The 22,385-nt window shown below is 73.4% G+C and carries 23 protein-coding genes; 7 read left to right on the top strand and 16 right to left on the bottom strand.

The window, feature by feature from the left end; genetic code table 11:
- Window positions 1-26: 26 nt before the first annotated feature.
- The 3 genes from EBO15_RS07310 (at window position 27) to EBO15_RS07300 (ending at window position 2,923) form a co-directional block, all read left to right on the top strand.
- Complete coding sequence (locus EBO15_RS07310) at window positions 27-1,400, top strand: threonine/serine exporter family protein (protein ID WP_378237476.1); 1,374 nt, start codon at window positions 27-29, stop codon at window positions 1,398-1,400.
- A gap of 89 nt (window positions 1,401-1,489) precedes the next feature.
- A complete protein-coding gene (locus tag EBO15_RS07305) occupies window positions 1,490-1,816 on the top strand; it encodes a hypothetical protein (RefSeq protein ID WP_122193543.1) in 327 nt (108 codons plus the stop codon).
- A 30-nt stretch (window positions 1,817-1,846) separates the two neighbouring features.
- A complete protein-coding gene (locus EBO15_RS07300; protein ID WP_233616033.1) occupies window positions 1,847-2,923 on the top strand; it encodes a DUF6745 domain-containing protein in 1,077 nt (358 codons plus the stop codon).
- A gap of 95 nt (window positions 2,924-3,018) precedes the next feature.
- Here the strand turns inward: EBO15_RS07300 and EBO15_RS07295 are convergent, their stop codons facing one another.
- The 14 genes from EBO15_RS07295 to EBO15_RS07230 form a co-directional block, all read right to left on the bottom strand.
- Entirely contained in the window at window positions 3,019-4,122 is a 1,104-nt protein-coding gene (locus tag EBO15_RS07295; protein WP_122193542.1) for an LCP family protein, read from the bottom strand.
- Between the two features lie 86 nt (window positions 4,123-4,208).
- Window positions 4,209-5,114, bottom strand: a complete 906-nt coding sequence (locus EBO15_RS07290; protein ID WP_199744376.1) for an STM4011 family radical SAM protein — start codon at window positions 5,112-5,114, stop codon at window positions 4,209-4,211.
- Complete coding sequence (locus tag EBO15_RS07285) at window positions 5,114-6,397, bottom strand: STM4012 family radical SAM protein (protein ID WP_122193541.1); 1,284 nt, start codon at window positions 6,395-6,397, stop codon at window positions 5,114-5,116. The genes EBO15_RS07290 and EBO15_RS07285 overlap by 1 nt, the downstream gene beginning before the upstream one ends.
- The gene (locus tag EBO15_RS07280) at window positions 6,394-7,194 is read right to left on the bottom strand and encodes an STM4013/SEN3800 family hydrolase (RefSeq protein WP_233616032.1); all 801 of its coding nucleotides are present in this window, start codon (window positions 7,192-7,194) and stop codon (window positions 6,394-6,396) included. Before EBO15_RS07280 ends, EBO15_RS07285 begins: the two co-directional genes overlap by 4 nt.
- The gene (locus tag EBO15_RS07275; RefSeq protein WP_199744375.1) at window positions 7,182-8,309 is read right to left on the bottom strand and encodes an STM4014 family protein; all 1,128 of its coding nucleotides are present in this window, start codon (window positions 8,307-8,309) and stop codon (window positions 7,182-7,184) included. The genes EBO15_RS07280 and EBO15_RS07275 overlap by 13 nt, the downstream gene beginning before the upstream one ends.
- Window positions 8,306-9,226, bottom strand: coding sequence for an STM4015 family protein (locus tag EBO15_RS07270; protein ID WP_122193539.1), 921 nt, complete (start codon window positions 9,224-9,226; stop codon window positions 8,306-8,308). Before EBO15_RS07270 ends, EBO15_RS07275 begins: the two co-directional genes overlap by 4 nt.
- A gap of 4 nt (window positions 9,227-9,230) precedes the next feature.
- Window positions 9,231-10,166 carry an STM4015 family protein gene (locus EBO15_RS07265; RefSeq protein ID WP_122193538.1) on the bottom strand — a complete coding sequence of 312 codons (936 nt, stop codon included), beginning with the start codon at window positions 10,164-10,166 and terminating at the stop codon, window positions 9,231-9,233.
- Between the two features lie 111 nt (window positions 10,167-10,277).
- The gene (locus tag EBO15_RS07260; RefSeq protein ID WP_122193537.1) at window positions 10,278-11,207 is read right to left on the bottom strand and encodes an STM4015 family protein; all 930 of its coding nucleotides are present in this window, start codon (window positions 11,205-11,207) and stop codon (window positions 10,278-10,280) included.
- 183 nt (window positions 11,208-11,390) lie between these two features.
- The gene (locus tag EBO15_RS07255) at window positions 11,391-12,191 is read right to left on the bottom strand and encodes a MetQ/NlpA family ABC transporter substrate-binding protein (RefSeq protein WP_122193536.1); all 801 of its coding nucleotides are present in this window, start codon (window positions 12,189-12,191) and stop codon (window positions 11,391-11,393) included.
- A gap of 82 nt (window positions 12,192-12,273) precedes the next feature.
- Window positions 12,274-12,930, bottom strand: coding sequence for a methionine ABC transporter permease (locus tag EBO15_RS07250; RefSeq protein ID WP_122193535.1), 657 nt, complete (start codon window positions 12,928-12,930; stop codon window positions 12,274-12,276).
- Window positions 12,927-13,934, bottom strand: coding sequence for a methionine ABC transporter ATP-binding protein (locus EBO15_RS07245; protein WP_122193534.1), 1,008 nt, complete (start codon window positions 13,932-13,934; stop codon window positions 12,927-12,929). Before EBO15_RS07245 ends, EBO15_RS07250 begins: the two co-directional genes overlap by 4 nt.
- A 698-nt stretch (window positions 13,935-14,632) precedes the next feature.
- Window positions 14,633-15,463 carry a DUF4097 family beta strand repeat-containing protein gene (locus EBO15_RS07240; protein ID WP_122193533.1) on the bottom strand — a complete coding sequence of 277 codons (831 nt, stop codon included), beginning with the start codon at window positions 15,461-15,463 and terminating at the stop codon, window positions 14,633-14,635.
- A complete protein-coding gene (locus EBO15_RS07235) occupies window positions 15,460-16,110 on the bottom strand; it encodes a LuxR C-terminal-related transcriptional regulator (RefSeq protein ID WP_122193532.1) in 651 nt (216 codons plus the stop codon). Before EBO15_RS07235 ends, EBO15_RS07240 begins: the two co-directional genes overlap by 4 nt.
- Window positions 16,098-17,363 (bottom strand): sensor histidine kinase, encoded by a 1,266-nt coding sequence (locus EBO15_RS07230; protein ID WP_122193531.1) that lies wholly within the window; start codon window positions 17,361-17,363, stop codon window positions 16,098-16,100. Before EBO15_RS07230 ends, EBO15_RS07235 begins: the two co-directional genes overlap by 13 nt.
- Window positions 17,364-17,625: 262 nt before the next feature.
- On the opposite strand from EBO15_RS07230, the gene EBO15_RS07225 reads away from it, so the two are divergent.
- From EBO15_RS07225 to EBO15_RS07210, 4 genes are all read left to right on the top strand, one after another.
- The gene (locus EBO15_RS07225) at window positions 17,626-18,123 is read left to right on the top strand and encodes a hypothetical protein (protein ID WP_147481410.1); all 498 of its coding nucleotides are present in this window, start codon (window positions 17,626-17,628) and stop codon (window positions 18,121-18,123) included.
- A 264-nt stretch (window positions 18,124-18,387) separates the two neighbouring features.
- Window positions 18,388-18,999 (top strand): hypothetical protein, encoded by a 612-nt coding sequence (locus EBO15_RS07220; protein WP_122193529.1) that lies wholly within the window; start codon window positions 18,388-18,390, stop codon window positions 18,997-18,999.
- Window positions 19,000-19,048: 49 nt separating this feature from the next.
- Window positions 19,049-19,624, top strand: a complete 576-nt coding sequence (locus tag EBO15_RS07215) for a TetR/AcrR family transcriptional regulator (protein ID WP_122193528.1) — start codon at window positions 19,049-19,051, stop codon at window positions 19,622-19,624.
- A gap of 74 nt (window positions 19,625-19,698) precedes the next feature.
- On the top strand, window positions 19,699-20,454 hold the full coding sequence (locus EBO15_RS07210) for an SDR family NAD(P)-dependent oxidoreductase (protein WP_122193527.1): 756 nt from the start codon (window positions 19,699-19,701) through the stop codon (window positions 20,452-20,454).
- 95 nt (window positions 20,455-20,549) lie between these two features.
- On the opposite strand, the gene EBO15_RS07205 is transcribed toward EBO15_RS07210, so the two are convergent.
- Both EBO15_RS07205 and EBO15_RS07200 read right to left on the bottom strand, forming a co-directional pair.
- Window positions 20,550-21,155, bottom strand: a complete 606-nt coding sequence (locus tag EBO15_RS07205) for a response regulator transcription factor (protein WP_122193526.1) — start codon at window positions 21,153-21,155, stop codon at window positions 20,550-20,552.
- Entirely contained in the window at window positions 21,152-22,345 is a 1,194-nt protein-coding gene (locus EBO15_RS07200; protein ID WP_233616031.1) for a sensor histidine kinase, read from the bottom strand. The genes EBO15_RS07205 and EBO15_RS07200 overlap by 4 nt, the downstream gene beginning before the upstream one ends.
- Between the last annotated feature and the right edge of the window lie 40 nt (window positions 22,346-22,385).

The following is a 22,385-nucleotide window of genomic DNA, read 5'->3' as shown; positions in this document are numbered from 1 at the left end:
CGCCTGGCGGGAGGGTTTGTTCGGGCATGGGTCGGACCAAGGAGCGCTTGCGCCGGAGCTGGCTGGTCCTGATGGAGGGCACCCCTCCCGAACCACCCGAGGACGAGCCCGGGGAGAGTTTCGACCCCAGGGCGATCGAGCTGGCGCTGCGGGTCGGCGAACTGCTGCTGGCGAGCGGCGAGTCCACCGAGCGCGTGAACGAGGCGGTGCTGAGCCTCGCGGTCGCCTACGAGGTCCCGCGCGCGGAGGTCCAGGTCACCTTCACCGCCATCATGGTGTCGGCGCATCCCGGCGGTGCCACGCCCCCGATGACCGGCTCGCGCGCGATCCGGCGCCGCACGCCCGCCTACTGGCGGCTGACCGCCCTCCACAAGCTCGTCCAGGAGGCGTCCATCGGGATGCTGGACCTGGACGACGCGCGCACGCGCCTCAACGAGATCAAGCGCGGCCGCGCGCCCTATCCGCCGTGGCTGATGGTGGTGTGCCTCGGGCTGATCGCGGCGGCCGCGTCGATGCTGGTCGGCGGCGGGCCGCTGGTCGCCGCGACCGCGTTCGTGGCGACGCTGCTGGGCGACCGCACCGCCGCGGCGCTCGCCCGGCGCGGCATCGCCGAGTTCTTCCAGCTCACCGTGGCCGCCGCGATCGCCGCGACGGCCGCCGCGCTCGTCATCGCCGCGGGCCACCAGACGCACGCGTCCACGATCGTGACCGGGGCGATCCTGGCGCTGCTGCCGGGACGCCCGCTCGTCGCGTCCGTCCAGGACGGCATCACCGGGGACCTGGTCAGCGCGGGCGCGCGCGTGCTGGAGGTGTTCTTCATCATCGCCGCGATCGTCGCCGGGCTCGGCGTCGTGGTGTACGTGGCCGTCAAGATGAACGTGGACATCAACGTCGGGCACATGACGTCCGCGCCGGCCCTGATGAAGCCCGTCCCGATCATCGCGGCGGGGGTCGTCGCGCTCACGTTCGCGGTCTTCCTCGCGACCCCGCGCGACGTGCTGGTCCCGGCGGCGATCGGCGGCGCGCTGATCTGGACCCTGTACGCGCTGATGCTGAACTGGAAGGTCACGCCCGTGCTGGCGTCGGCGGTCTCCGCCGTCGTCATCGGCATGCTGGGGAGCCTGCTCGCGCGCAGGAGGAACGCGCCGTCGCTGCCGTACATCGTGCCCGCGATCTCGCCGCTGCTGCCCGGGACGCTCCTGTACCGGGGCATGGTCGAGCTGAACACCGGGTCGCCGCAGCAGGGCGCGATGAGCCTGGTCGCCGCGCTGTCGGTCGCGCTCGCGCTCGGCGCGGGCGTCAACCTCGGCGGCGAGCTCGTCCGGGCGTTCCAGAGCGTCGGGCTGAGCGCGTCGGGACGCTGGGCCCGCCCGGCGGCCCGCCGGACCCGCGGTTTCTGACCTGCCGCCACCCCTCCCGCCGAGCATCGTTTTGCCTGGTCAGAGCGGGTGTGCGGAAAATGTCGGAGGGCCGGTCTAGCGTCCTTGGCATGTACCGACAGGGAGACATCCTCATCGTCCCGGTGGCCGAGGACGCGGTGCCCCGGCCCCTCCGGAACCTGCCGCCCGCGGCGCGCGACGGACGCGGCCGCATGGTCCTCGCGCTCGGCGAGGCCACCGGCCACGCGCACGCTCTGACCTGCGAGGGGACGCTGCTGCGCGATCCGGACCCGCTCGCGCCCGACTACCTGCACCTGCCCGCGGGCGGACGCCTCGGGCACGAGGAGCATGCGGCGATCTCGCTGCCCAAGGGCTGGTACCGGGTGATCCGGCAGCGCGAGTACGTGCCGGGCGCCGTCCGCGTCGTCGCCGACTGAGCGTCTCCCCTTCCCCCTGTTTGGAGAACCGTGAACGAGTTGGACCACGCGAACCTGATGCTGTCCTGGGAGACGGCGGCGTTCGCCACCGGGCCGGGCGACCGGGCTCGGGCCGAGGCGGGTGTCACCGCCGCCTACACCGCCGCCGGGCTCGACGCGCCGGAACGGTTCCTGTGGGTGGAGTCGCCGGCGCAGGGCGCGCTCGCCGCCGCCGTCCTCGCCGGGCGCGCCGACGTGCTGCGCGCGGCCGGGCTGGACGTTCCGGACGTGCCGTCCGACGCGGGCGCGAGCGTGCGCGACGCCGTCCGGACGCGCCCGTGGGAGGCGGCGCGCGCCGCCGCGTACGAGCGGCTCGGGCCCCAGGAGTGGGCGCCGTCCTGGGCGCGCACGGCCGCGCCCCTGTGGGACCGGGTGCAGCAGATCGTGATCCGCGTCCGGCAGGCGATCGGCGATCTGGCCGGTGAGGAGGGCTCGCGCGCCGAGGCGGTGCTGCGGGCGGCGACGCTCGACGCCGTTCTCGGTCAGCACGACGCCGCGTGGCTGGCCCAGTTCGACGCGCTCGGCACGCTGCCGGCCGGGCTCGCGGAGGTGGCGCGGAACGCGGGCTGGTGGTGGCCGTACGAGCGGCTCGTGATCATCGCCCCGCGGCCGTCCGAACTGCACCGGGACGAGCCGGGCCGCCTGCACCGGGGCGACGGCCCCGCGCTGGCCTTCCCCGACGGCCTCGCGCTGCACGCGTGGCGCGGCATGCCGATCCCGGCCGACTTCGTCGCGTCGCTCACCGGCCTGACCCGCGAGCAGATCGACCGCGAGTCGAACGCCGAGCTGCGCCGGGTCATGCTGGAGATCTTCGGCTACGACCGGTACCTCGCCGAGACCGGCGCCAAGCCCGTCCACCAGGACGAGACGGGCATCCTGTGGCGCATCGCCCTCTGGGGCGACGAGGACGTGGTGATGGTCGAGGTGGTCAACTCGACGCCGGAGCCGGACGGCACCTACCGGCAGTACTTCCTGCGCGTCCCGCCGTCCACCCGGACCGCGCGCGAGGGCGTGGCCTGGACGTTCGGTGTGGAGGCCGCCGACTACAACCCGCTCAAGCAGACCTGACCGGCGGGCACGACGCTCCGGGCCGGATCGATGCCCGCGAGATCAGCCCCAGGAATCAGCGCAGATCAGCCCCGATCAGCGCAGATCGGCCCCGATCAGCCCCAGGTCTTGCGGCAGATGTCGTCGCTGGCGCGGATCTCGTCGCCCTGCGGAGCCTGCTGGGCCTGCGGGGGCCGCCGGGTTCCGGTGGACCGCCGCTTCGGCGGGCGGGGCTTGAGCGTCGCCATGGGGTCGCGGTCCTCGCGGACGGCGGCCAGGAAGGGCGCGGCGGCCGGCGTCATCGCGACCCGGTTCCGGTTCCGGATCCAGGGGCTCGAGGGCAGGGTCGTGAACTTCAGGGAGCCCTCCGTCATGCCGCGCATGCCCTGGGCGAGCCGCAGCATCTCCGACAGGCTGAGCGCGCGGTCGGTCGTCATCGACCGGGCTCCCGAGGTCAGCAGTTTGTTCAGGCGTGACGGGCTCGCGAGCATGCCCGAGGTCATCGCCTGGTGCGCGAACGAGGCCATGAACTGCTGCTGCCGCTTCATGCGCTGGGTGTCGGTGCCGTCCCCGAGGGAGTAGCGGGCGCGGATGAACTCCAGCGCGGTCTCGCCCTTCACGACGCTCCTCCCCTTGGGCAGGTTCAGGCCCGAACGCCGGTCGTGGACGGCTTTGGGCAGGCAGACCGGGACGCCGCCGACCGCCTCGGTGAGGCCCTTGAAGCCGGTGAAGTCCACCTCGACGAAATGGTCGACATGGACGCCGGTGAACTTCTCGACCGTCCTGATCGTGCAGGTCGCGCCGCCGCGCCCGAACGCCGAGTTGAACATGGCGAGGGCGAGCGGCGGCGTCGGCGGGCCGTTCTTCACCGGGCAGGACGGGATCGGCACCATCAGGTCGCGCGGGAGGCTGACGCCGTAGCCGCGTCCGCCGCCCGCCGCGAGGTGCACGAGGATCACGGTGTCGGCCTTCGGCGCCTCGTTCGCGTGGCCGCGGCCGTACCTGGCGTTGCCCTTGGCGCGTGAGTCGGAGCCGATGAGCAGGAGGTTGACCGACTTGTTGAGCTTCTTCGGCCGGTCCTTGCCGAGCATCGCGTCGGGATCCTCGTGGTGGATGCTCGACTGGAGGTCGTAGTAGTACCCGTACGCGCCCAGGCTCCCGGACACCGCGAGGGTCGCGCAGACGACGGAGACCACGGCGAGCACACGCTGGACGGTCATGGGGCCTCCCAGAAGACGATCTTTCCGGGAGTGTCTTGCCACGGCCGTCCGAACGGGTTCACGCCGGACGGCCGTGGCGACGGGTTCTAGGCCAGGTTCGGGATGCGCTCCAGGATTCCTCCGGCGAAGACGTCGTAGAGGCCGAGCGGTTCGAGGTGGACGTAGCCGATGTGGCAGTCGCAGACGTCCAGGGGGCAGGGACGGGGGCGGAGGCCGGCGCGGAACGTCCCGTCGTAGAGGTTGCCCAGGACGGCCGGGACGAAGTGGCAGCGGCGGACGGTTCCGTCGCCGTCCACGGAGATGACATCGTCACCGGTTCGGCAGGCGCGGCCGAGGCTGGGATGCGGGTCGCGGCTGTGACCGAACAGCGGGTCGAGCGCCGTCCAGTCGGCGGCCTCGGCGTCGGTGTAGGAGCGTCCCTCGGCGGCGTTCACCCACAGGTAGACGTGGGCGGGCAGGTCGGCGCGCAGGCGGCGGGCGTCCTCGAGGTGCTCGGGCTGCCCGACGATGCCGACCGAGTAGCGGATGCCGCGTTCGACCAGGTCACGGGCCTTGCCGAGGAACCGCTCGTAGGGGACCTGGCCGGGGTGGAAGGTGGCCCAGAGCGCGAGCCGGGCCGGGTCGGCGTCGGACGTCCAGCTCGTCCGGTGGCTGAGGTTCGTCTGGATCGCGACGCGCCGGACGTGCGGGAGGTGGCTCAGCTCGACGAGCGCCCGCCGGTACCAGGACCGGACGACCCCCTCGCCCCACGGCGTGAACAGCACGGACACCGGGTGGTCCTGGGCCGCGACCCACGCGGTGAAGCGATCCAGGGCGGCCCGGTCGGCGCGGAGCCGCCCGGGGTCGTCGCGGCGCTTGGCGAACGGGCAGTATGGGCAGTCGTAGTCGCAGCTCGCCAGCGGTCCCCGGTACAGGATCGTCAGGTGGCCGTCCGGTGCGATGGGGGCGGGCCTCGGGAGGACGGCGGGGTCGGGGAGGGGGACGGGGGGCATCAGTGGGCCTCGTAGGCGTCCATGAGGGCGCGGACGCGGCCGGAGAAGAGGGCCGGGCCGACGGCGTCCGAGTGGGCGAGGCCCTCGGGCGTGAGTCTCAGCAGGTCGGGGCGGACGTCCAGCCAGTCCTGGTCGGCGAAACCCTTGAGGTCGTCCGGGAAGTCGTCCATGGGGTCGGTTCCGAAGCGGGCGCGGTAGGCGGCGCGGTCGAGTCCGGACGCCTGGAGCAGGGACTGGACGAGGTGGCGGCGCCGGCGTTCGGCGTCGTCCAGGCGGAAGCCGACGCGGGCGGTCGCGAAGGAGTCCGCGCGGACGTAGTCGTCGATGATCGCGCGGACCTCGGTCGCGCCGACCGCGTACTCGAACGAGTAGTGCAGGTCGGAGGTGTAGGAGCGGGCTCCGCAGCCGAGGCCGACCATGCCGTCGGTCTGGCAGCAGTACTCGGTGCCTCCGGCGGAGGTGTCCGGGAGGCGGAACATGCGCATGGAGACCTGCTCGTATCCGGCGGCGAGCAGGTGGTCGCGGCCCTGCCGGTAGAGGGCGAGCCGGTGGTCGTCCCAGTCGCGGCCGAGCCGGAACAGACCGGTCAGCGGACGTGTGTAGAGCGGGTAGAGGTAGATCTCCTCGGGCTTCCAGCGCAGCGCCGTGTCGAGCGAGTAGCGCCAGCTCTCGGCCGTCTGACCTGCGATTCCGTAGATCAGGTCGAGGTTGAGGACGGGGATGCGGGCGTCCCTGATCGCGTCGAGAGCCGCGTCCACCTCGGCGCGCTTCTGCGGGCGGACGGCGGCGCGCGCCTCGGCGTCGACGAAGCTCTGGACGCCGATCGAGATCCGGGTCGTGCCGCGGTCGCGCAGGACGCGCAGCCGGTCGGGGGTCGCGGTCGCCGGGGACGTCTCGACGCCCAGCGGCACCTCGCCGAGCGGGGCGAGGGTGGACGCGATGTCGCACAGCCGGTCGAGTTCGGCGGCGGTCAGGTAGGTCGGGGTGCCGCCGCCGAACGCGGCCGTCGCGAAGGACGCGCCGCCCAGCGCGTCCGACACGGCGGACGCCTGGCGTTCGAGGGCCGACAGGTAGGCGTCCGTGAGGTCCTCGGACGCGCCGGTGCGGGTGAACAGGTTGCAGAAGCCGCAGCGCATCTCGCAGAACGGGATGTGCAGGTAGAGGAAGAGCGCGCTCTTGTCCTCGTCCGCCCACACCGACCGCAGCGACGGCGCGGGGTCGAGCGGCCGGTAGGCGGTCTTGTGGGGGTAGGCGTACACGTATCCCTGGTACGGGCTGGTCATGAATGAACGAACTCTCCGTAGGGGACGGTCCAGACGACCTCGTGGCCGATGCGGTGCCCGACGTGGCCGTCCTCGCCGTAGGCGGTGCCGTGGTCGGAGCAGAGGATCACGAGGGTGGGACGGCGGAGCGCGGCGAGGAGCCGGGGCAGGCGGGCGTCCACGTACCGCAGCGCGGCGGCGTGGCTGGCCCGGGTGTCGCCGGACTCGCGGGTCGCACCGTCCAGGTGGAACCAGTTGGGCTGGTGCAGCGCGGACACGTTGAGCAGCAGGAACAGCCGCTTCTCCGGGTCAAGGGCGCTGATCGACGTCTCGACGCGGGCGATCTGGTGGTCGAGGGACGCCGGGGCGGTGACGCCGAAGGACGGCTGCCAGTGGCTCTCCGCGAACAGCGACGGCAGCGCCGAGCCGAGGGCCGTCTGCTTGTTGAAGAAGCCGACGCCGCCGACGCACACCGTGTGGTAACCGGCCTGGGCGAGGCCGGTCGGGAGGTCGGCGGCGGCGAACGTCCAGGTGCCGGGGGCCGTGGTCTCGCTGCCGGGGAACGCGGCGGCGAACAGGCGCGGATGCGGGCCGGGCTCGGCGGGCGTCGGCAGGAACCCGGCGAGCATTGCGACGTGCGCGGCGTAGGTGAAGCTGCCGGGGGTGTGGCGGCGTTCCCAGCGTCCGCCGGGCAGGACGGCGCCGAGGTTCGGCGTCTCCCCCGCGTCGAGGAGCTCCTCGGCGACGTCGAGGCGGAGGGTGTCGAGGGTCACCAGCACCACGTCGTGGGTGCCGACGACCTCGTTCATGTCGCGCATGTGGATCCCGACAAGGCAGACATTGCGGCTCTGACCTGGGCAGTGTAGGCGTCCACGCCCGCGGCCGGTCCGTCCGGGAGGCCGGGAAGACCCGGCAGCAGGTCGCCGAACGCGTTCACCTCGCCGACCGCGAACCGCCGCCAGCCGATGCCGACGAGCAGGTCGACGCCGACCATGAGGCTGCGGGGGAAGCACGCGGCGGCCCGCGCGCAGACGTCCATCGCCTCGCGCCAGCCGTCCTCCCCGAGCGCGGCCCGGACGGCGCCGAGATCACCGCGCCGCCCGCCCAGGTGCAGGTTCGTCATCGGCGCGGTGCTGGTGCGGACGACCGCGTGCGTCGGGACGCCCCCGACCACGACGACCCGCAGGTCCAGGACGCGCCCGGAGAGGCCCGCCTTCGGCATCCAGCGCTCGACGTGCAGACCGTCCGGGGCGAGGGCGTCGACGAGCGCGGCGACCTCCTCCGCAGTCCGGTACGTCTGGACGCGCAGCGAGTTGTGGAACCCGTCCTCGCGCCGCACCGCCGACGTCACCGCCTTGATCCGCTCTCCGGCCCCCGCCCCCGCCCCCGCGCCGGCCCTCGCGTCCGGGGCGACCTCGAGGGCGATGACGCCGGACGCGGACGAGCCGTGCGCGGGCTTCACGAAGACGCGGCGCATGCCCGCCTCCGCCATGCGGGCGCGGAGCGCGGCGTAGCCGTCGACGCCGGTCAGCGCGGGCGGCACCGGCACGCCTGCGGCGGACAGCCGGGCGTGGCAGAGCCGCTTGTCGAACATGACGGCGATCTCGTCCGGGTCGTTCAGGAGCGGGGCGCCCGCGGCGCGCGCGGCGTCCGCGATCCGGCCCAGCCCTTCGACGAACCCGGCGTACCAGCGGGCGCCGCCGCCGGTCCGGGTCGCGGCGACGGGGCCGCGCAGCAGGGCGTCGGCCTCCGGATCCTCGCCGGGCGAGTCGATCCGGACCGGGACCCCGGCGGGCAGCGCGAACGTGCCGCGCAGGACGTCCGGCCAGCCGACGACCCGCGGCTCGGCGAGCCCGGCGGCCCGGCAGGCGTCCGCGAACAGCGTGACCCGCCGGTCCCCCGGGAACCCGACGACGGTGAAGGACACGCTCATTCCGAGACCGCGACGTAGAGGTCCTCACGGTCCCGGCGTTCGCTCAGGTCGACCTGGACGCCGGGGAGGGTGTCGAGGACACGCCGCGCCATCTCGTCCGACAGGGAGTTGCGGTGCAGGTCGAGCGACCTCAGGTGGGTGAGCGGCTGACCGGACAGCAGGGCCTCGGCGCCCGCGTCGGTGAGGACGCCCATGGACAGGTCCAGCGATTCGAGCCGGGCGAGGACGGGCGCTCCGGCGACCGCCGCGGCGATCTCGTCCTGGAACTCCGAGTTCGCGAGGCCGAGGTGGCGGAGCGCGGGGAAGCGCTCGCCGGACAGGAACGGGGCGAGGTCGCCGAGAACGACGTCACAGCCGTATCCCTCCACGCCGAGCCAGAAGTCCAGGTGCTCGAGATTCGGCAGGTCACTGGCCGCGACGGCCCGGACGATCTCGGCGGGCAACCCGCCCGTCTCGAAGCGCAGAGTCCGGAGCGACTCGCTCGCGATGGGCCCGAGCTCGAGCTCCTGGTGGCCCCGGACGTCCAGCCGCTCGAGCCTCGGGAACGCCCTCAGCAGCGGGTCGAGGCTCTCGTGGATGATCCAGGAGATCTCCATCTCCTCCAGCGGCATCTCGGCGAGAAACAGCGAGCGGAGCGCGGGAAGGCGGTCGGCGACCCCGGCCAGGACGTTCCCCGGGTAGTCCTCGCCGAGGTCGTCACCGCTGTAGTAGCCGACGACGAGCGCCTCGACGCGGTCGGCGTCGACGGAGTCGAGCAGCGCGTGGAGCGAGTCGCGCCACGAGAGCGGGCCGTCGACGGCGACCCGCCATGCGACGGCGGCGGCGTCGGGCAGCGGGCCGGAGCCGGGGTCCGGGGAGGTGGCGAAGGCGTGGACGGGCAGCCCCGCGTACTCGTCCAGGCGCGCGCGGATGGTCACCGCGTCACTCCGAGATCTCGACGAAGAACCACTCGCCGTTGGACGGCGTGTTCTGGTCGTCCAGGTCGACCTCGACGCCGTCCAGGGAGGTGCGGACGCGCTCCATCATGGCGTCGGAGAGGAAGTGGTGACTCAGGTCGAGCCTCTTCAGGTGGGTGAGCGGCTGACCGGACAGCAGCGACTCGGCGCCCACGTCGGTGAGGACGCCCATGCCGAGGGCGAGCGTCTCCAGTTGGGCGACGACGGCCGCGCCCGCGACGGCGGCGGCGACCTGGTCCTCGATCTCGGAGTCCTGGAGGCCGAGGTGGCGGAGGGCGGGGAGGCGCTCGCCGGACAGCAGGGCCGCGAGGTCGTCCGGGGACGTGTCGCCGCCGTAGTCCCCGGTGCCGAGCCAGAGGTCCAGGTGCTCGAGATTCGGCAGGTCACTGGCCCCGACGGACCGGGCGACCCCGGCCGGGAGCCCGCCCGACTCGAACCGGAGCGTCCGCAGGCCGTGGTGCTCGACCGGTTCGAGGACGACCTCCTCCGACCCGCGGACCTCGAAGCGCTCCAGGCCGGGGAACGCCTTCAGCACGGGCGTGACGTCGCCGGGCTGGATCCAGGAGATCTCGGACTCCTCCATGATGATGTCGCCGATGAACAGCGACCGCAGCGCCGGGAAGGACGGGGCGGCCTCGGCGAGCAGCGCGCCCACGTCGGTGTCGCTGTCGCCGTAGGGCGCGCCCCAGAAACCGATGATCAGCGCGGTGATCGCGCTGGTGTCGACCTGCTCGCGGAACCGCGCCCAGACCTCCTCGAAGGGCTCCTCGTCGAACTCGGTGCGGACGGCCCACGCGTACGACGACGGCGAGGTGAACGCGTCGGCGGGCGGCTTGTCCTCCGGGCCGAAGGTCGCCACGCGGAGACCGGCGTACTCGCTGAGGTGTTCGTGGATCGTCATCGGGGTCCCTTCCAGATCATTGTCGGGACATGTCCTACCAGGACCGCCCGACAAACGCCGTCCGCTCGGGCGAACACCCGGCGACGAGGAGAAGGGGCAGGGAGGCGTGCGTCACTCCGAGACCTCGACGTAGAGCCCGCCGTCCTCGTCCAGCTCCTGCTGCCCGTCCAGGTCGATCTCGACGCCGGGGAGGGCCGTGCGGACGCGTTCGGCCATCATGTCCGAGAGGTAGTGGTGGCGCAGGTCGAGCTTCTTCAGGTGGCCGAGAGGCTGGCCTGAGAGCAGCGCTTCGGCGCCCGTGTCGGTCAGCGTGCCCATGGCCAGGCTCAGCGACTCCAGGCGGGCCACGACGGGGGCTCCCGCGAGCGCGGCGGCGACCGCGTCCTGGATGTCGGAGTCCTCGAGCCCGAGGTGACGCAGCTTGGGCAGGGCTTCTCCGGAGAGGAACGGCGCGAGGTCGTCCACGGTCGCGTCGCCGCCGTAGTCCCCGTCGCCGAGCCACAGGTCGAGGTGCTCCAGGTTGGGGAGCGCGCTCTGGCCGACGGTCCGGACGACCGAGGACGGCAGCCCGCCGGACTCGAACCGCAGCAGGCGCAGCGCCTCGCTCCTGACCGGCTCGAACGACAGGCCGGACGCGCCCCGGACCTCGACCCGCTCCAGCGCCGGGAACGCCGTGAAGACCGGGGTCGTGTCGCTGTGCTGGATCCAGGAGATCTCCGCCTCCTCAGCCTGGATGTCGCCGAGGAACAGCGCGCGGAGTGCCGGGAGGGCGGCCGCCGCGTCGGACAGCAACCGGGGCACGTCGGTCTTGTCCTCGTAGATGCCCCAGTAGCCGATGACCAGCGCGGTGATCCCGCTGGTGTCCACGGTCTTCAGGAACCGCGCCCAGACGTCGCCGAAGGCGTCCTCGTCGTATCCGGTGCGGACGGCCCACGCGTACGACGCCGGCGACGCCAGGGCCTCCTTCGACGGGTCGGCGGACGGGCTGAACTCCGCCACGGGCAGCCCGGCGAACTCGGTCCTGTACTCGTAGATCCTCATGGGGTCCTTTCCTGGGGGGAGGTCAAGGACCTGTCCTACCAACCCCGCGCGGCGAATACCGGCCGCTTGGGAAATCGTCCCGGTGTGATCGTCGCTCGCCGTCGTCCGCGCGGCCGTCGCGCGGAATGCGTGCGGCCCCCGGACGGAGACGTCCGGGGGCCGCACGCGGCCGGGAGACCGGGATCAGGCGGGGAGCACCGAGCCGTGGTACTTGTCCTGGATGAACTTCTTGACCTCCGGGCCGCGGAGCAGGTCGACGAGCTTCTTGATCTTCTCGTCGTCCTTCTTCTCGGGGGTGGTCACCAGGCCGTTCACGTACGGGTTGCCCTCAGCCGACTCGGTCGCGAGCGCGTCCTTGGACGGGTCGAGCTTGGCCTCCAGCGCGTAGTTCCCGTTGATCACCGAGGCGTCGACGTCACCGAGCTGGCGCGGCAGCGCGGCGGCGTCGGTCTCCTTGAACTTCAGGCCCTTGGGGTTGGACGCGACGTCCTTCGGCGTGGCCTTCTCCTCGGAGCCCGGCTTCAGCGTGATGAGCTGGTTGGCGGCCAGCAGCTTCAGCGCCCGCGCCTCGTTGGACGGGTCGGACGGCACGGCGACGGTCGCGCCCTGCTTCAGCTCGGACAGCTGGTGCACCTTCTTGGAGTAGAGGGCCAGCGGCTCGAGGTGGACGCCCGCGACGAACACCAGCTTGGAGCCGAGCTTCTGGTTCGACTCGTCCAGGTACGGCTTGTGCTGGAAGTAGTTGGCGTCGAGCTGGCCGTCCTTCAGCGCGGGGTTCAGCTGCTCGTAGTTGCTGAACTCCTTGACCTCGAGCTTGAGGCCCGCCTTCTCGGCCAGGTTCGTCTTGACGTAGTCGAGGATCTCGGCGTGCGGCACGGAGGTGGCGCCGACGACGAGGGTGTCCTTGTCCTTGCCGGAGCCGCAGGCGGCGAGGCCGAACAGCAGTCCTGCGGCGGCCACGGTGGCGGTGATCTTGCGAAGCACGAAGAGTGCCCCCTTCTGGTGTGAACTACGGGTGTGAACTGCGGGTTGGCCTGTGGGGTTGCTCTGTGGGGCCGGTCTTTGGCTATCGGTGGGACAGGCGCCGGACGAGCCGGTCGCCGAGCAGCTGCACGATCTGGACCAGCACGACGATCACCGCGACGACCGCGACCATCACCGAGTTCTCGAAGCGCTGGTAGCCGTACCGGATGGCGATGTCGCCGAGGCCGCCGCCGCCGATCGCCCCGGCCATCGCCGAGTAGCCGATCAGCGCGACGAAGGTGACGGTGAGGCCCGCGAGCAGGCCCGGACGGGCCTCCCGGAGCAGCACCTTCCCGGCGATCTGGACGCGGGAGGCGCCCATCGCGTGGGCGGCGTCGACCACGCCCGGGTCGACCTCGCGCAGCGAGGTCTCCACGAGCCGGGCGTAGAACGGGATGGCCGAGATCGCGAGCGGGACGATCGCGGCGGTGGTGCCGATGGTGGTGCCGACCAGCGCCCGGGTGAGGGGCAGCAGCGCCACCAGCAGGATGATGAACGGGATGGACCGGCCGACGTTCACGACCAGCCCGAGCAGGTGGTGGACGGCCGGGAGCGGGGCCAGCCCGCGCCGGTCGGTGACGACCAGCGCGAGGCCGAGCAGCACCCCGGCCACGGCGGTGATCATGGTGGCCCAGACCGTCATCTGGAGGGTCTCGACGGTGCCCTGCCGCAGCAGTGGCCAGATCTCGTCCCAGGTCATGCCGCCACCTCCGTGCCGGGCGACGGGTGGACCTCGACGGTCAGGCCCGCCTCGCGCAGGTGCGCGAGCTGGGCGGCGTTGAGGTCGGGGTCGCCGGGGAGCTCGATGCGCAGGCGCCCGATCCGGGTGCCTCCGACCTCCTCGACCGCCCCGCCGAGGATGTTCACGTCGATCGCGTAGGTGCGGGCGAGGGACGACACGAACGGACGGTCGGCGGCGTCGCCCTCGAACGTCACGTCCACGACGGTGGTGCCGGGGCGGACGTCGGCGGCGGGCAGCGGGAACAGGTCCCGGGCCAGTTCCGAGCCGGGCCGCAGCAGCAGCTCGCGGACCGTCCCGGACTCGACCACCCGGCCGTCGCGCATGATCGCGGCCGAGTCGCAGATCCGCTTCACCACGTCCATCTCGTGCGTGATGAGCAGGACGGTCAGTCCGAGCCGGTCGCGCAGGTCGCGCAGCAGGGCGAGGATCGACGCGGTCGTCTCGGGGTCGAGCGCGGAGGTCGCCTCGTCCGACAGCAGCACCTTGGGGCGGCCGGCGAGCGCGCGGGCGATCCCGACGCGCTGCTTCTGCCCGCCGGAGATCTGCGCGGGGTAGGCCCCGGCGTGCTCGGTAAGGCCGACGAGGTCGAGCAGCTCGTCCACCCGGGCGGCGCGCTCGGCGCGCGGCACGCCCATGACCTCCAGCGGGAACGCGACGTTCCCGGCGACGGTCCGGCTGGACAGCAGGCCGAAGTGCTGGTGGATCATGCCGATGCCCTGCCGGGCCGCGCGCAGCTCGCCTCCGGAGAGGGCGAGCAGGTCGCGGCCGGCCACCTCGATCCGTCCCTCGTCGGGACGTTCCAGCAGGTTGACGCAGCGGAGCAGGGTGCTCTTGCCCGCGCCGGAGCGGCCGAGGACGCCGAAGATCTCGCCCTCGCGGACGCTGAGGTCGACGCCGTCGACGGCGGTGAGCTCGCGGCCTCGGCCCCGGTAGGTTTTTCGAAGTTTCTCGATCTGGATCACAGGAAATATCCGTGCAGGCGACCGCGCCCGGACCGGGCGTCGGCAGAACGGGACAGGGATGTCGGGGATGCGGAGCGCGGGCGCGGCTGCGCCCGCCCTGCGCGATGACGGGGTGCGATGTGCGGTGAGCGGTGCGCGGTCCGTCAGGACGGCCCGTCGGGAAACGGGGTGTCAGAGCGACGGGGCGCGGGAGAAGCTCACTGCCGGGAACGCGCGGATACGGCTCAGGCGAGGCCGGGCGGGTACGGCGCGTTGCTCAGCAGATGGCGTTGGAAGATCATGTGCAGGTGCGGCTTCCGGTCACGGAGATCATCGGAGGTCGCTCGCTTCGGGGCGCGAGACAGGGTCGGCGGGGGCCCTCAGCGCTCACACATTCGACGCACGCACATACACGCCATGGCCCGCATGGCCCGCATGGTCTGCGGACGGTGCGGCTGGCACGGGTGTACGGCGGTCATAGCCCGTAGTAAACCCGCCGGACGCCCGCTGCGCAAATCGGCCTAGCCCGACTACCTGGGCAAACGTGCGCCAGGTCACATGACCCGTCACATATCGACCGCCCGGCGGACTCGGTTTCGGCCGCCCGGCGGACTCGGTATCGACCGTCCGCCGGACGTGGCACCGGCCGCCCGGCGGACGTGGTGGGACGTGTTCCGGCCGTCCCGCCGAAGTGGCCGCCGGGCTCGGCTCCGGAGGGGTCAGTAGTGGACGCTGACCGCGCCGGAACCGGACGACAGATCGAGCCTGTTCGCGGAGGTCCCGTCGGAGATTCCCTGCGCGATGTCACGGGATCCCGAGTTGGTGCTCCCGCTGACCGCGTAGTGCGACCCGCGGGGGACGCCGATCTCGACGGAGCCGGATCCGGTGCGCGCGACGACGCGGGTGGGGGCCACGGCGAAGGCGAGTTCGATCGAGCCCGAGCCGGACGCGGTGTCCACCGTGTCGGCGGACAGCCGCTCGCCGCGGACCGAACCACTGGAGACCCAGGCGCGCAGGGGCCCGGACACGTCGGCGAGCTCCAGCGTCCCGGAGTTGTTCTGGAGGTCCGCGCCGCCGTTCGTCCCGCGGACGGAGAGGGTCCCGGACGTCATCCGGCCGCGCACGGCGACGCCGCGCGGGACGCTGAGCGTCACGTCCGCGTCGCAGAGGTTGAACGTGCCGAGGCCGCCGTCCCCGCAGCTCACCTTGAGCTTCAAGGTATCGCCGTTCCACTCGGTCCGGACCCTCGGCTTCGCCATGACCCAGTGCAGCGACTGGCTCAGCCGGGTCACCTCGGACGTCCCCGCCTGGACGGTCACGGACGCCGACGTCGCGTCCACCTCGACCTTCCGGATCGGGTGTTGCGGCAGCTCCTCGGACGTCTCGGCGGTGTGCTGGAGCTGCACGCCCGCGACCTCCAGGGCGGTCGGGACGGCGACGCACAGCGCGGTGAGCGCCGCCAGCCCGAGCCAGGGTCCGCGCCTGCGCGGACGGCCCGGGGCGTCCGGGGCGTCCGGGGTCGCGGTCGGCGGTTCGCCGGTGACGGTCATGTGGAGTCTCCGTCCAGGAAGCGCAGTACGGCGAGCACCCGGCGGTGGTCGCCCTCGGCGTGCGGGAGGTCGAGCTTGGCGAAGATGTTGTTGATGTGCTTGGCGACCGCGCTCTCGCTCACGACCAGGGCGGCCGCGATGCCGCCGTTCGAGCGGCCCTCCGCCATCAGCGAGAGCACCTCGCGTTCGCGCGGGGTGAGCCGTTCGAGCGGGTCGGTGTTGCGGCGCAGCAGCAGCTGGGAGACGACCTCGGGGTCCAGGGCGGTGCCGCCGGCGGCGACCCGGCGCAGGGCGTCCAGGAAGCCCGACACGTCCGCGACCCGGTCCTTGAGCAGGTAGCCGACGCCGCTGGTGTTGGTGGCGAGCAGGTCGGCCGCGTACCGCTCCTCGACGTACTGGGACAGCAGCAGGACCGACACGTCCGGGAACTCCCGGCGGAGCACCAGCGCGGCGCGGACGCCCTCGTCGGTGAAGCCGGGCGGCATCCGGACGTCGACGATCGCGGCGTCCGGGCGGTGCTCGGCGACGGCGGCGAGCAGGCCGTCCGCCTCGCCGACCGCGGCCGGGACCTCGAAGCCCGAGGTCTCCAGCAGCTTGATGAGACCGGCCCGCAGCAGGACCGAGTCCTCGGCGATCACAATGCGCACGGCAACTCCACGGTGATGGTGGTGGGGCCCCCTTCGGGGCTGGTGATGCGGAAGGTACCGTCCACGGAGTTCACGCGGCGGGCCAGCCCGCGCAGCCCGGTCCCGGCCTCGAAGGACGCGCCGCCCTTCCCGTCGTCGGTGATCGTCACGTGCAGCACGTCGCCGCGGCGCAGCACCGCCACGTCCACCGACGTCGCGCCCGCGTGCTTGACCACGTTCGTGAGCGCCTCGGACACCACGAAGTACGCGACGGCCTCGACCGTGGAGGACGCGCGGCGCGCGACGTCCACCTCGAGCCGGACGGGCAGCGGGACCCGCGCCGCGATGCCGGACAGCGCCGCGTCCAGGCCCCGGTCCTCCAGGACGGCGGGGTGCAGGCCGCGGATGAAGTTGCGCAGGTCGGTGAGGATCTCCTTGGACTCCTCGTGCGCCTCGACGATCACCTGGAGCGCCTCGGGCGGCAGGTCCCTGAGCGTCTCGCGGGCCAGGCCGAGGTTCATCGCGAGCGACACGAGCCGCTGCTGGACGCCGTCGTGCAGGTCGCGCTCGATGCGGCGGCGCTCGAGGTCGGCGGCGTCGACGACGTCGGCGCGCTTCTCGGCGAGGTCCTCGACGCGCTTGCGCAGTTCCTTGGTCACGTCCGGACCGAGCAGCGACCGGACCGTCGCGACGTCCCAGCGCGCCACGCCCGCCGCGAGGTACGGCGTCACGAACAGCACGACCACCCCGCACGCGGTGAGCGCCCCGACGCGGATGGCGTGCCCGGTCAGCGACAGCGGGCTGTCGGCGGGCAGCGCCCAGGCGTAGGCGCCCACGGTCGTCAGGACGAGGCCCCCGAGCCAGGCCGCGACCGTCGTGAGCCCCGCCAGGGCGATCAGCGGCCCGACCACCAGGTGGTAGCGGATCAGCCGCCACAGCTCGGGCGAGCGCAGGTCGCGGAGCACGTCCCAGGGGGACGCGTTCTCGTCGCGGGGCAGCGGCGGGACGTCCACGCCGAGCACCGCCCAGCAGCGCTCGCGGTGCGCGGACGCCAGCGGCGACGCCAGGACCGCGATGGCGACGACGGGGAGGGCCAGCCAGAGCAGGATGAGCATCACGTCCGACGGGGACCACACCACCCAGGGCAGCGCGACCACCGCCCATCCGGCCAGCTGGAGGGGCACCCCGGAGGCGACGAAGACGGTATTCCGCCAGGTCACCTGTGACCACGGCGCGTGGGTGACGGCGCGCCGGGCCGTGGAACTGGACACCATGCCCCAGACCGTACGGCCCGCGGCGTTCTCCCCGCCATGCAGCGGTTTGCCGGGCTCGGGGTGGTGTTAACACCACCCCGGTTCGGATGACGTCGTTACTGATCTCCGGACGCCGTTCGGCCAGGCTTGGAGCAGGTCGAGAAGACCGGAGTTCGTCAGAAGGGAAACCCCAGTCATGGTCGTCGGCGTCAGCCCGGTCGCCCGCCCTCGTGGCCGTCGGACCGCGTTCTCCACGCGGCCGGGCTCCCTTCCGATCGTCCCGGTGCCGCCCGTCTCCGGTCCGCGCCCGTCCGAGGCGCAGTACGTGGGGTCCCCGGTCGTGGTGGTCCGGCCCGCCGAGGTCCCGGCGGCCGGGCGGCGGGCGCTGGCGGCGCTGCGGCGGGTGCGCCTGGGGCACGTCCTGGCGATGGCCGGGCTGGCGCTGCTGCCGTGGATGGCGTTCCTGGCGCTCCGGATGCCGTCCGGCGCGGCCGTGACGAACTGGTCGGCGGCCTGGATCGGGCTGGACGCGATGCTCGCGCTGGGCCTGATCGGCACGGGCCTGCTGGCCGTCCGCCGCGACCCGCGGATGACGCTGCCCGCCGCCGGGACGGCCGCGCTGCTGTTCATGGACGCCTGGTTCGACGTCCTGACGTCCGCCCCGGGGGCGGACCGGGCCGTCGCCGCGGTGCTCGCGGCGGGCGCCGAGCTCCCCCTCGCGGTGGTGTGCGCCGTGGTCGCCTACCGCGCCTTCCCCAAGCCCGCCGCCGACCGCGTCTGAGAGGTCCGCCGGGCCCGGCCCCGAAGGGTCCGGGCGGCAGAGCGCGAGAGGTCCGCCCGGCCGGGCGCGAGGGGCGTGCGAGGGCCGGGCGCGGGAGTGGGTTTCAGGGCTCCCACCTGGGGGTTAACGACTCGTTCGCCACATTAGTCAGAGATCGGTGATGACATCCCGTCCGGGCCTCTAGCATGGCTGGAACGCAGGGCCGGTCCCCCGCTCCCGAGGGCTCGGCCCTTCGCCCTGAAGGCACGATCTGAGGTCCGCATCATGAACGACCGCGAAGTGCGCGAGCAGTGCCTGCGCCTCCTGCGTGACGGTGTGTCCGAGTCCCCCGCCCCCGGCGCCGCGGCGGACCCGGTGGACGCCGCCGCCCCGGCGGCCGCCGCGTTCACCGGCGGCGACGCCCTGCTGTCCCACGACATCGACGGCGACATCGCGGTGGTGAGCCTGCTGCGGCACGGCAGCGACAGGTTCCGGCCGGACGACGTCATGATCGAGGGCCTGACGTTCCAGTTCCGCGGCGGCGAGTGGATGGAGCTCGGCGGCGGGGCGGGCTCGGCCCCGGAGCGCCCGCTCGACCGGCGCAGCGAGGACGAGCTGGGCGGCCCCCTGCGCGTCTACGCCTCCGGCCGGACGGTCCGCAACGCCGACCGGCTGCTGCCGTGGGGCGCCAAGTGGGTGAACCAGGCGCGGCTGCGGGCCGCCGCCGGGGTCGCGTCGATCCGGGTCGGGTCCCGGGTGCTGGGCGTGCCCGAGCACGGCCACGTCGCGATCGTCTGGGGCAGCCGCCGCGCGCCGAGGCTGGAGGCGCTGGACGCCGACGGCGGCGTCCGGGGCGTCCTGGACCTTGAGCACCCGACCGTCGCCGCTCCCGCCTGAGCCGGTCCCACATTTGACCGATCGTTCTCGAAAGGCGTAGCGTTCGGTCATGGCCCGAACCAAGGAGTTCGATCCCGACGCCGCGTTGCGCCGCGCCCTGGACCTGTTCTGGGAGCGCGGTTACGAGGGCACGTCCTTGGCCGACCTGGTGGAGCGCACCGGCGTCGCCAGGGCCAGCCTCTACGCGACCTTCGGCGGCAAGCACGAGCTGTACGTGAAGGCCCTCGACCTGTACTACCGGAGCCGTCCGCCGATCGTGGACGAGCTGTCCCGCCCCGGCCCGGTCCTGCCCGCGCTGCGCGCGCTCGTCCAGCGGTACGCGACCGAGTCGTCCGGCGAATCCCTGATGGGGTGCATGGTGGTGAACGCGGCGGTCGAGATGGCCGGCCACGACGCCACCGCCGCGCGGCTGGTCGAGGCGAGCTGGACCGAGCTCGAGACCGCCCTGGCCTCGGGACTCGTCCGCGCCCGCGCGCAGGGCGAGATCTCCCCCGACCGCGATCCCCGCGCCCTGGCCCGGTTCCTGCTGGTGCTGTTCCAGGGCATGCGGGTCCTCGGCCGGGCCCCCGGCGGCGAGGCGCGCCTGCGCGACGCCGCCGACCAGGCCATGGCCCTGCTCGCCTGATCGTCCCGATGCCGCTCGCGGCTCTTTTCCTTGCCCAAATTCAAGACCGATCGTTCTCATAAAGGAGCACCCCCATGCGTTTCCAGGACCGCGTCGTCCTCGTCACCGGCGGCGGAACCGGCCTCGGCCGCGCCACCGCGCTCGCCTTCGCCCGCGAGGGCGGGTCGGTCATGGTGGCCGGGCGCACCGAGGAGGCGCTGAAGGAGACCGTCCGGCTGATCGAGGCCGAGGGCGGGACCGCCGCCTTCGTCGTCGCCGACGTCTCCGACTCCGCCGACGCCGCGCGCATGGTCGCCGAGACCGTCCGGCGGTTCGGCGGGCTGCACGTGGCGTTCAACAACGCGGGGGTGTTCGTCCCGGCCGCCCCGCTCGCCGACCTGGACGAGGACGCCTGGACGACCGGCCTGACGATCAACGCGACCGGCACCTTCCTGTCCCTGAAGCACGAGATCGCCCACATGCGCGCGCACGGCGGCGGGACGATCGTGAACATGGCGTCCAACATCGGCGTCCACGGCCGCCGCCCGTCGCTCGCCGGGTACACCGTCGCCAAGGCCGCCGTCAGCGCCCTGACCAGGGCCGCCGCCGTCGACCACATCCGCGACGGCGTCCGGATCAACGCGGTGAGCCCCGGCGCTTCCGACGGCCCGATGTCCTTCCTGCCCGGCGAGTCGGCCGAGCAGCGGCAGGCCCGCATGACCACCGCGAACCCCCTGGGACGCGTCGGCGAGGCCGCCGAGATCGCCGCCGCCGTCCTGTGGCTGGCGTCCGACGAGTCGGGCTTCGTGGTCGGCCACGACATGGTCGTCGACGGCGGCGTCACCGCCTGACCGCCGCCCCCGGAGGGATGACGGGCCGCGTCGTCCTCCCGGCGGATGCCGCCCGGGCGGGTGCGACCCGTACTCGTCCGGCGGCCTGGGCCGGGTCAGATCCAGCCGCGGTCGCGGGCGATCTGCGCCGCCGCGTGCCGGTTGTCGACGCCGAGTTTCGTGACGGCGGCCGACAGGTAGTTCCGGACGGTCCCCTCGGACAGGCCGAGCGCGCGGGCGATGCGGGAGACGGGCTCGCCCCCGGCGGCGGCGCGGAGGGCGTCGAGCTCACGCGGCGTGAGCGGGCACTCCTCGGCGGCGAGCGCGTCGGCGGCGAGCTGCGGGTCGATGTACCGGGCGCCCGCGGCGACCTGCCGGACGACCTCGGCGAGCCGCGCGCCCGGCGCGTCCTTGCCGAGGAAGCCGCGCACCCCGGCGGCCATCGCGCGGCGCAGGTTGCCGGGACGGCCGTGCGCGGTGACGATCACCAGGCGGCAGGACGGCAGGTCGCGGGCCAGTCGCTCCGCCGCGTCCAGGCCGGACATCCCGGGCATGTCGATGTCGAGGACGGCGACGTCCGGGGCGAGGGCGAGCGCCCGCGTCACCGCGTCGTCGCCGCGCCCGACGTCCGCCACGACCTCGATCCCGTCCTCGGTCGACAGCAGCAGGACGAGCGCCTCCCGGATGAGCAGGTGGTCGTCCGCCAGCAGCACCCTGATCATGTCTCTCCCGCCGGAAGGGCCGCGACCAGCCGGAACGTCCCGTCCCCGGCCGCCGCGGCGGTGAACTCCCCGCCCGCCGCGGCGAGCCGCTCCGCGAGCCCGGCCAGCCCGCTGCCGGACGTCCCGGTTCCCGCGGCGGGCCCGGCCCGCCGCGACGCGCCGTCGTTGACGATCTCCAGCCGCACCCGCGCGGCGTCCGGCGCAGTGTCCGGCTCGGCGTCCGGCTCGGCGTCCGGCTCGGCGTCCAGCGCGTCGACCCGGACGCTGCACCAGGTGGCCGAGGAGTGGCGGAGGATGTTCGTGGCGGCCTCGCGCACGACCCAGCCGAGCGGCTCGTGCACGCGCGCGGGCAGGTCCGTGGGCAGGTCGGGACGCTCGCAGGCGATTCCGGCGGCCCGGAGGACGGCGGACATGCCGTCCAGTTCCGTCCGCAGCGACGTGGCCCGGTGGCCCCGCACGACCTCCCGGACGTCCCGGACCGCCTCCCGCGCCATCGTCTGGATCTCGGCCAGCTCCTTGCGCACCCGCTCGGGGTCGCGGTCGGCGAACCGCTCGGCGACCTCGGCCCTCAGCGCGACGGCCTGGAGGCTGTGCCCGAGGACGTCGTGCAGGTCGCGGGCGAAACGCAGCCGCTCCTCGCCCACCGCCGACCGGGCCAGTTCCGCGCGGGCCTCCCGGAGTTCCTGGACGACATGGAACAGCCAGACCGTGATGAACCCGGAGAACGTGACCATCGGAAACGCCACGAGCTGGTACAGGACGGCGAGCGGCCGCATCCCGAGGACGAGCCCGTAGCCCGCCCCCGCGATCGTCCCGGCCGCCGCGACGGCCACCGCCTGCCGCGCCGGGAGCACGACCGCGATCAGCCCCGCCGGGACGAGCAGCGCGTTCCCCCACCCCGTGTCGACGCCGAGCAGCGCGGGCAACGCCCAGCTCACTGCCGTGATCGCGGCGAGCCCGAGCCGGTGGGCGGGGCCGGTGCGGCGGGTCAGGTTCAGCCAGAGGAGCCGCCCGTAGAGCGCGCACACCCCCGCCGCCGCGGCCAGCCCCAGGACGGCGCGGCCGGGGTCGCGGCGCCCGAACGCCTCGTCCCACAGCGCCGGGAGCAGCAGCCCGGCGAGCGACACCGAGGTCAGAGCCACGATGATCGCGGCGATGACCGGCGCACGAGGGATCCGCGGCTGCACCACGCGCTCAGCGTACGGTGCCCTGCCCCGTGCCGCCGCCCGG

The sequence above is a fragment of the Actinomadura harenae genome, assembly GCF_003696215.1.
Lineage (GTDB): Bacteria > Actinomycetota > Actinomycetes > Streptosporangiales > Streptosporangiaceae > Spirillospora > Spirillospora harenae.
Note: the sequence above shows the minus strand (reverse complement) of the source record. Positions and strands in the feature narration are given on the sequence as shown.

Excerpts from the sequence above, each read along its gene's own strand:
- EBO15_RS07310 (WP_378237476.1), top strand. The coding sequence starts at position 27 with ATGGGTCGGACCAAGGAGCGCTTGCGCCGGAGCTGGCTGGTCCTGATG.
- EBO15_RS07305 (WP_122193543.1), top strand. The coding sequence starts at position 1,490 with ATGTACCGACAGGGAGACATCCTCATCGTCCCGGTGGCCGAGGACGCG.
- EBO15_RS07295 (WP_122193542.1), bottom strand. The coding sequence starts at position 4,122 with ATGACCGTCCAGCGTGTGCTCGCCGTGGTCTCCGTCGTCTGCGCGACC.
- EBO15_RS07290 (WP_199744376.1), bottom strand. The coding sequence starts at position 5,114 with ATGCCCCCCGTCCCCCTCCCCGACCCCGCCGTCCTCCCGAGGCCCGCC.
- EBO15_RS07285 (WP_122193541.1), bottom strand. The coding sequence starts at position 6,397 with ATGACCAGCCCGTACCAGGGATACGTGTACGCCTACCCCCACAAGACC.
- EBO15_RS07280 (WP_233616032.1), bottom strand. The coding sequence starts at position 7,194 with ATGCGCGACATGAACGAGGTCGTCGGCACCCACGACGTGGTGCTGGTG.
- EBO15_RS07275 (WP_199744375.1), bottom strand. The coding sequence starts at position 8,309 with ATGAGCGTGTCCTTCACCGTCGTCGGGTTCCCGGGGGACCGGCGGGTC.
- EBO15_RS07265 (WP_122193538.1), bottom strand. The coding sequence starts at position 10,166 with ATGACGATCCACGAACACCTCAGCGAGTACGCCGGTCTCCGCGTGGCG.
- EBO15_RS07260 (WP_122193537.1), bottom strand. The coding sequence starts at position 11,207 with ATGAGGATCTACGAGTACAGGACCGAGTTCGCCGGGCTGCCCGTGGCG.
- EBO15_RS07250 (WP_122193535.1), bottom strand. The coding sequence starts at position 12,930 with ATGACCTGGGACGAGATCTGGCCACTGCTGCGGCAGGGCACCGTCGAG.
- EBO15_RS07240 (WP_122193533.1), bottom strand. The coding sequence starts at position 15,463 with ATGACCGTCACCGGCGAACCGCCGACCGCGACCCCGGACGCCCCGGAC.
- EBO15_RS07230 (WP_122193531.1), bottom strand. The coding sequence starts at position 17,363 with ATGGTGTCCAGTTCCACGGCCCGGCGCGCCGTCACCCACGCGCCGTGG.
- EBO15_RS07220 (WP_122193529.1), top strand. The coding sequence starts at position 18,388 with ATGAACGACCGCGAAGTGCGCGAGCAGTGCCTGCGCCTCCTGCGTGAC.
- EBO15_RS07215 (WP_122193528.1), top strand. The coding sequence starts at position 19,049 with ATGGCCCGAACCAAGGAGTTCGATCCCGACGCCGCGTTGCGCCGCGCC.
- EBO15_RS07210 (WP_122193527.1), top strand. The coding sequence starts at position 19,699 with ATGCGTTTCCAGGACCGCGTCGTCCTCGTCACCGGCGGCGGAACCGGC.
- EBO15_RS07205 (WP_122193526.1), bottom strand. The coding sequence starts at position 21,155 with ATGATCAGGGTGCTGCTGGCGGACGACCACCTGCTCATCCGGGAGGCG.